This window comes from Nonomuraea aridisoli, assembly GCF_003236395.1.
Taxonomy (GTDB): Bacteria; Actinomycetota; Actinomycetes; order Streptosporangiales; family Streptosporangiaceae; genus Nonomuraea; species Nonomuraea aridisoli.
In genome coordinates this window covers 20,374-28,027 of sequence record NZ_POUD01000100.1, presented here as the reverse complement: position 1 = coordinate 28,027, position 7,654 = coordinate 20,374, and the positions used below count along the sequence as shown (strand labels likewise).

At 68.7% G+C, this 7,654-nt stretch carries 6 protein-coding genes; 5 read left to right on the top strand and 1 reads right to left on the bottom strand.

Annotation, left to right across the window (positions count from 1 at the left end; genetic code table 11):
* Positions 1-30: 30 nt before the first annotated feature.
* Positions 31-2,721 carry a DNA polymerase I gene (polA, locus tag C1J01_RS23455; RefSeq protein WP_111181130.1) on the bottom strand — a complete coding sequence of 897 codons (2,691 nt, stop codon included), beginning with the start codon at positions 2,719-2,721 and terminating at the stop codon, positions 31-33.
* Between the two features lie 92 nt (positions 2,722-2,813).
* Between polA and C1J01_RS23450 the strand changes: the two genes are divergently transcribed.
* The 5 genes from C1J01_RS23450 (at position 2,814) to C1J01_RS23430 (ending at position 7,647) form a co-directional block, all read left to right on the top strand.
* Positions 2,814-3,209 (top strand): PaaI family thioesterase, encoded by a 396-nt coding sequence (locus C1J01_RS23450; RefSeq protein ID WP_438943126.1) that lies wholly within the window; start codon positions 2,814-2,816, stop codon positions 3,207-3,209.
* 527 nt (positions 3,210-3,736) lie between these two features.
* Positions 3,737-4,900, top strand: a complete 1,164-nt coding sequence (locus C1J01_RS23445; protein ID WP_111181129.1) for a branched-chain amino acid ABC transporter permease — start codon at positions 3,737-3,739, stop codon at positions 4,898-4,900.
* 17 nt (positions 4,901-4,917) lie between these two features.
* Positions 4,918-5,916 carry a branched-chain amino acid ABC transporter permease gene (locus C1J01_RS23440; RefSeq protein ID WP_111181128.1) on the top strand — a complete coding sequence of 333 codons (999 nt, stop codon included), beginning with the start codon at positions 4,918-4,920 and terminating at the stop codon, positions 5,914-5,916.
* Positions 5,906-6,856, top strand: a complete 951-nt coding sequence (locus C1J01_RS23435) for an ABC transporter ATP-binding protein (protein ID WP_111181127.1) — start codon at positions 5,906-5,908, stop codon at positions 6,854-6,856. The genes C1J01_RS23440 and C1J01_RS23435 overlap by 11 nt, the downstream gene beginning before the upstream one ends.
* Positions 6,853-7,647 carry an ABC transporter ATP-binding protein gene (locus tag C1J01_RS23430; RefSeq protein ID WP_111181126.1) on the top strand — a complete coding sequence of 265 codons (795 nt, stop codon included), beginning with the start codon at positions 6,853-6,855 and terminating at the stop codon, positions 7,645-7,647. Before C1J01_RS23435 ends, C1J01_RS23430 begins: the two co-directional genes overlap by 4 nt.
* The last annotated feature ends 7 nt before the right edge of the window (positions 7,648-7,654 follow it).

The following is a 7,654-nucleotide window of genomic DNA, read 5'->3' as shown; positions in this document are numbered from 1 at the left end:
CCCCCGAACCCCGCGGGCGGGGGCCCGCGCTCAGTGGCCCGCGTCCTCCCACGTACGGCCGACGCCCACCGAGACCTCCAGGGGCACCCGCAGGTGGTAGGCGGCGTTCATCTGGTCGCACACGAGCTGCTTGAGCCGCTCCAGCTCGCCCGGCGCCACCTCGAACACCAGCTCGTCGTGGACCTGCAGCAGCATCCGCGAGGCCAGCCCCTCCTCGCCCAGCGCCCGCCGGACGTTGAGCATGGCGACCTTGATGATGTCGGCGGCCGAGCCCTGGATCGGGGCGTTGAGCGCCATCCGCTCGGCCATCTCCCGGCGCTGGCGGTTGTCGCTGGTGAGGTCGGGCAGGTAGCGGCGGCGGCCCATGATCGTCTCGGTGTAGCCGTCGGTGCGGGCCTGGGAGACGATGGCGTGCAGGAAGTCGCGTACGCCGCCGAACTCCTGGAAGTACTCCTCCTTCAGCGCCCGCGCCTCGGCCACCGGGATGTTGAGCTGCCCGGACAGGCCGAAGTCGGACAGGCCGTAGGCCAGGCCGTAGTTCATCGCCTTGATGCGGGCGCGCAGCTCGCCGTCGATCTGCTCGGGCGGCAGGTCGAAGACCCGCGCCGCGGTCGCCTGGTGGAAGTCGTGACCCGACTCGAACGCCTCGATCAGCGACTCGTCGCCCGACAGGTGGGCCATGATGCGCAGCTCGATCTGGCTGTAGTCGGCGGTCAGCAGCGTCTCGTAGCCCTCGCCGACGACGAAGCCCTGCCGGATGCGGCGGCCCTCGGCGGTGCGGATCGGGATGTTCTGCAGGTTGGGCTTCTCCGACGACAGCCGGCCGGTGGCGGCGATGATCTGGTTGAACGTGGTGTGGATGCGCCCGTCGTCGGCGATCTCCTTGATCAGGCCCTCGACCGTGGTGCGCAGCTTCTGCTGGTCGCGGTGGCGCAGCATGATCGTCGGCAGCTCGTGCTCGGTCTGGGTGGCGAGCCAGGCGAGCTGGTCGGCGTCGGTGCTGTAGCCGGTCTTGATCTTCTTCGTCTTGGGCAGGTTGAGCCGGGTGAAGAGGATCTCCTGCAGCTGCTTGGGCGAGCCCAGGTTGAACTGCTCGCCGACCGAGCGGTGGGCCTCCTCCACGGCGTGCTTGACCGCGGCGCCGAACTCGGCCTCCAACCCGGCGAGGTATTCGCTGTCGACGGCGATGCCGGCCCGCTCCATCTCGGCCAGCACCGACAGCAGCGGCAGCTCCACGTCGCCGAGCAGCTGCGTGCCGCCCCGCCCGGCCAGGAACGTCTCCAGGGCGTCGGCCAGCTCGCGCACGGCGTGGGCGCGCAGCGCGAGGTCCTTGGCCGGGGCGTCCTCGTCGTCGCCGAAGAGCGCGGCCTGTCCGCTGGGCGCCTCCTCGGCCCGCAGGTCGCGGTTGAGGTAGCGCCTGGCCAGGTCTTCGAGGGCGAACGTGCGCTGACCCGGCAGCGCGAGGTAGGCGGCCAGCGCGGTGTCGCAGCTGAGCCCGCGCAGCTCCATGCCCTGCGCCCAGAGCGCCAGGATGGGCCCCTTGGCGTCGTGGACGGCCTTGGGCTTTGCGTCGTCGCCCAGCCAGGCCCGCAGGGCAGCCTCGTCGGCCTCGGTGAGCTTGACGGGGTCGATGTGGGCGGCCGTGCCGTCGGGCGAGGCGATGGCGATGCCGTCGATGCGGCCGGTGCCGCTGCCGTAGACGCCGCGGAAGGCGAGCCCGGCGCGGCCCTCGGGCAGCGCCGACAGCCAGCCGGCCACCCGGTCGGGGCCGAGCAGCACGGTCTCGACCTCGAAGCCCTGGTCGGGCTCCTGCTCGGCGGTGCCGAGCACCTTGAACACCCGCTCGCGCAGCTCGCCGCGGATCTGCAGGGTGTCGAAGAGCTTGTTGATCTCCTCGCGCTCCCACGAGCCCTGCCGCAGGTCGCCGAGGTCGACGTCGACGGGGACGTCGCGCAGCAACTCGGTGAGGCGGCGGTTCATCAGGACCTGGGCGACGTGTTCGCGCAGCTTGTCGCCGACCTTGCCCTTGACCTCGTCGACCCGGTCGACCAGGGTGGTCAGCGAGCCGTATTCGCGCACCCACTTGGCGGCGGTCTTCTCCCCCACGCTCGGGATGCTCAGCAGGTTGTCGCTGGGGTCGCCGCGCAGCGCCGCGAAGTCGGGATACTGCTCCGGGGTGAGGCCGTACTTCTCCTGGACGGCCTCGGGGGTGAAGCGGGTCATGTCGCTGATGCCGCGCCGGGTCATCAGGACGGTGACGTGCTCGTTGACCAGCTGCAGCGCGTCGCGGTCGCCGGTGACGATCAGGACGTTCATGCCGTCGGCGGAAGCGCGGGTGGCGAGGGTGGCGATGAGGTCGTCGGCCTCGAACCCGGCCTTGGACAGGCGCGGGATGCGCAGCGTGTCGAGCAGCTCGTAGATGAGCTGCATCTGACCGCGGAAGTCTTCCGGGGTCTCGCTCCTGTTGGCCTTGTAGTCGGCGTACTCCTCGTGGCGGAACGTCGGCTCCGACCGGTCGAAGGCCACCGCCACGTGCGTCGGCTGCTCGTCGCGCAGGATGTTGGTCAACATCGAGGTGAACCCGTAGACCGCCTCGGTGTGCTGACCGTCGGTGGTCATCAGGTTGGCGTCTTTCAGCGCGTAGAACGCACGGTAGGCCAGCGAATGCCCGTCGAGCAGCAACAGGCACGGGCGGCTGGGGGTCACTTCACTCTTCGGCACACACGCAGCCTAGTCTGCCTCTCCGACAGAAAACCCGAGCTCGGAAGAGTGGAGGCGTCCCCTTGACGCAGACCGACCCCGTCGACCGCCCCGTGGATCTTTCCGTCTTCGGCGACCTGCACCGCGACACCCTGGCCGACCGCATGGGCATCGAGTTCCTCGAGGCCGGGCCGGAGCGGGTCGTGGGCCGGATGCCGGTCGAGGGAAACACCCAGCCGTACGGACTGCTGCACGGCGGGGCCTCGGCGGTGCTGGCCGAGACGCTGGGCTCGGTGGGCGCGGCCATCCACGCCGGCCCCGAGCGCATCGCCGTGGGCATCGAGATCAACGCCACCCACCACCGCTCCGCGACCTCCGGCCACGTGACCGGCGTCGCGACGCGGGTGCACGGCGGGCGGACGCTGGCGACGTACGCCATCGAGATCACCGACGACCAGGGACGCCTCGTCTGCACCTCCCGGCTCACCTGCATGTTGCGCGACCGCTGACCCTTACGGCGTCTTCGCTCTCCCTTTGCGCGTCACCCCCGCGGGTCGCTACGGTGGGTCCAGGCCAGAGCCCGCGGGGAGGCTTAGTAGAAAACGTGTACGGCCGGGGAAGCCCTACACGGCCCCAACGGCAGACCCGCGGGCTCGTCCACCAATTCTTCGCGATCGTTTTCGATCTGTTATGCGCAAATGCCAGGCGTCATCGACGATTTAGCGCCTGACCAGGCCCGTTGATCCTCACATCCGTGACACACACATGTCACTAATTGGTGACGAACGATACTTAAACGGGCGTATCACGAATAAGCTCCCGCCATTGCATCCCAGTTGTGCCTGCGATGCGCGCGTGTCGAGATGGAGGGGCACAACCCCGCCTTGACCTACTTGAGGGAGCACCATTGCGCAGAGCCGTGATCGCGTTCACGGCCTTCTTGGGTGGACTCGTCTTCCTGCTGGTCGGCCCCGCTCATGCGGACCCCGCCGACTGCCAGGGTTTGAGGGGAACACTCACATTCCAAGGCCAGCCAGTGAACGGCGCCAGGATCGCCGTGTCGACCGAGGGCGGACAACCCGTCGAGACGGTCACCAGCAACGCACAAGGCGCCTGGGACGTGCAAGTCGAGGACCCTGGGCGGTACCAGGTCACTCTGGACCCCGCCAGTCTGCCCCAGAACGCCGAGATCCGGGGTGGCAACAACGTCCGCACGCCGACCGTCTACGAGGGCAACTGCTCCTCGGTCCTGTTCGCCCTGCAGGCGAAGGGCGCCGCGGCTCAGCAGCAGGGCGATGAGGGCAGCGGGGCCAGCCCGTTCTGGACCCAGGCCGCCCAGCTCACCTTCGAGGGCCTCAACCTCGGCCTGATCATCGCGCTGGCCGCTCTCGGCCTGTCGCTCATCTACGGCACCACCGGCCTGACCAACTTCGCCCACGGCGAGCTCGTCACGCTCGGCGCGATCCTGGCCTATGCGTTCAACGTGGGCTTCGGGCTCCATCTGATCCCCGCTGCCGTCTGCGCGGTGATCCTCGCCGGCATGCTCGGCTACGGCCAGGACCGGCTGTTCTGGGGCCAGCTGCGCAGGCGCGGCACCGGCACCATCGCCATGATGATCATCTCCATCGGTGTGGCGATCTTCCTGCGCTATGTCTTCCTGATCTTCTTCGGCGGCCAGACCGAGTCGTACGCGCAGTACACCGCGCAGCCGGGCATCGAGATCGGGCCGATCTCCGCCGCGCCCAAGAACCTCGTCGCCATGGGCATCGAGCTGGCCGTCCTGGTCGTCGTGGGCATCGCGCTGCTGCGCACCCGCACCGGCAAGGCGGCCCGCGCCGTGGCCGACAACCCCGCGCTCGCCGCGTCGTCCGGCATCAACGTCGACGGCGTGATCAGGATCATCTGGACGGTCGGCGGGGCCATCGCCGCGCTCGCCGGCATCATGCTGGGGCTCTCGCAGAACCTCAAGTACACGATGGGCCAGGACGTCCTGCTGCTCATCTTCGCCGGCGTGACCCTCGGCGGTCTCGGCACCGCGTTCGGCGCCCTGGTCGGGTCGCTCGTGGTGGGCCTGTTCATCCAGGTGTCCACGCTGTGGGTGCCGCCGGAGCTCAAGAGCGTCGGCGCCCTCGCGGTGCTCATCATCGTGCTCCTCGTCCGGCCCCAGGGCATCCTGGGCCGCCGTGAGCGAATCGGCTGATCGGGGGAGGGTCACAAATGGACTGGATCACGATCTTCAGCACCACCATCAAGTCGGCCGTCGGCGTGGAGACCGTGCTGTACGCGCTCGCCGCGATCGGCATCAACATCCACTTCGGCTACACCGGCCTGCTCAACTTCGGCCAGGCGGCGTTCATGGCCGTGGCCGGCTACGGCCTGGCGGTCACCGTCACGGTCATAGGTCTGCCGTTCTGGGTGGGCATCGCCGTCGGCCTGGTGGCCGCGGCCATCCTGGCGCTGCTCATGGGCATCCCGACGCTGCACCTGCGGGCCGACTACCTGGCCATCGTCACCATCGCCGTGGCGGAGATCATCCGGCTGCTGTTCCGCTCGGTGGCGTTCAAGGACATCTTCGGCGGCTCCGACGGCCAGCGCGGCTTCAGCGGCGGCTTCCAGGCGCTCAACCCCTTCCCCGAAGGGGAGTACGGCTTCAACCTCGGGCCGATCCCGATCTTCTTCGCGCACTGGCAGCTGTGGGTCATGGTCGTCGGCTGGCTGCTCATCGCCCTGTGCTGCTTCATCGTCTTCCTGCTGATGAAGAGCCCGTGGGGCCGTGTGCTCAAGGCCATCCGCGAGGACGAGGACGCCGTGCGCAGCCTCGGCAAGAACGTGTTCTCGTACAAGATGCAGTCGCTCGTCCTGGGCGGCGTCATCGGCTGCCTCGGCGGCTTCATCTACGGCCTGGCCTACGGGTCGGTGCAGCCGGACGTCTTCGGCACCGAGACCACGTTCTACCTCTACACGATGGTCATCCTGGGCGGGGCCGCGCGGGTGCTCGGCCCGGTCGTCGGGTCGATGATCTTCTGGGTGCTGCTCGTCCTGCTCAACGGCACGCTGAGCGAGGCGGTCGCGGCCGGCGTCATCACGTTCATCGACACCAGCCAGGCCGGCGCCCTGCGGTACGTCTTCGTCGGTCTCGGCCTCATCCTGTTGCTCGTCTTCCGGCCACAGGGCATCTTCGGTGACAAGAGGGAGATCGCAATCGATGCACGCTGAAACCACCGCCGTTACCTCGGCCACCGACCGCAAGGCCGCCGCCACCGCCGTCTTCAAGGACATGGAGCGCGAGCCCGGTGTGCCCAAGCCCGACCCGATCCTCACGGTGGACAACGTGGTGCGCCGGTTCGGCGGTCTCACCGCGGTCGACGTCAAGCACGTCGAGGTCCAGCGCGGCTCGATCACCGCGCTGATCGGCCCCAACGGCGCGGGCAAGACGACGTTCTTCAACCAGCTCACCGGCTTCGACACCGCCGACTCGGGCACGTGGACGTTCAACGGCAAAGCGATGAACGGCGTCCCGGCGCACAAGGTGGCCAGGCGCGGCATGGTCCGCACGTTCCAGCTCACCAAGGCCCTGTCGCGGCTCACGGTGCTGGAGAACATGCGCCTGGGCGCCCAGCACCAGAAGGGCGAGAACTTCTGGCGGGCCCTCGTCCCGGGCGCCTGGCGCCGTCAGGAGGCCGAGATCACCGAGCGGGCCGAGGAGCTGCTGGCCCGCTTCAAGCTCGACGCCAAGCGCGACGACTTCGCCGGGTCGTTGTCGGGCGGCCAGCGCAAGCTGCTGGAGATGGCCCGCGCGCTCATGGTGGAGCCCGAGCTGGTCATGCTCGACGAGCCGATGGCCGGCGTCAACCCGGCGCTCACCCAGTCGCTGCTCGGCCACGTCAAGGACCTGCGCGAGCAGGGCATGACGGTGCTCTTCGTCGAGCACGACATGGACATGGTCCGCGACATCAGCGACTGGGTCATCGTCATGGCGCAGGGCGCGGTCATCGCCGAGGGCCCGCCCTCGACGATCATGTCCGACGAGCGCGTGATCGACGCCTACCTCGGCGCCCACCACGACGCTCCTCTGTCGGAGGGCGAGCTGGAGGAGCAGCTGCACGACGCCGAGGCCGCGCTGGAGGCCGAGATCGAAGAGGAGACGCAGAAGTGAGCAGCGCAGAAGAGCCGGTCCAGTCGAAACAGGCCGTCACCGACCGCAGCGCCCACCTGGAGGGCGCCAAGGACGCGGTGCTGCGCTGCGACGAGCTGATCGCGGGCTACCTGCCGGGCGTCAACATCCTCAACGGCTCCGACCTCTACGTCAAAGAGGGCGAGCTGATCGGCATCATCGGCCCCAACGGCGCCGGCAAGTCGACGCTGCTGAAGGCCATGTTCGGGCTGGTCACCATCCGCAGCGGCACGGTGCTGCTCAAGGGTGAGAACATCACGAACATGAAGGCGCACTCGCTGGTCTCCCGCGGCGTCGGCTACGTGCCGCAGACCAACAACGTCTTCCCCAGCCTCACCATCGAGGAGAACCTCGAGATGGGCGCCTTCCAGGTGCCGGGGAAGTTCAAGGAGCGCTTCGAGTTCGTGGCCGAGCTGTTCCCCGCGCTCAAGGAGAGGCGCAAGCAACGCGCCGGCTCGCTGTCCGGCGGTGAGCGGCAGATGGTCGCGATGGCCAGGGCCCTGATGACCGAGCCGTCGGTGCTGCTGCTCGACGAGCCGTCGGCCGGTCTGTCGCCCAAGCTGCAGGACCTGGTCTTCATCCAGGCCCAGCAGATCAACAAGGCCGGCGTGACCGTGATCATGGTGGAGCAGAACGCCCGGCGCTGCCTGCAGATCTGCCACCGCGGCTACGTGCTCGACCAGGGCCGCAACGCCTACACCGGCACCGGCAGGCAGCTGGCCGACGACCCCAAGGTGATCGAGCTGTATCTCGGCACGCTCGCCAAGGCGTAAGAGAAAG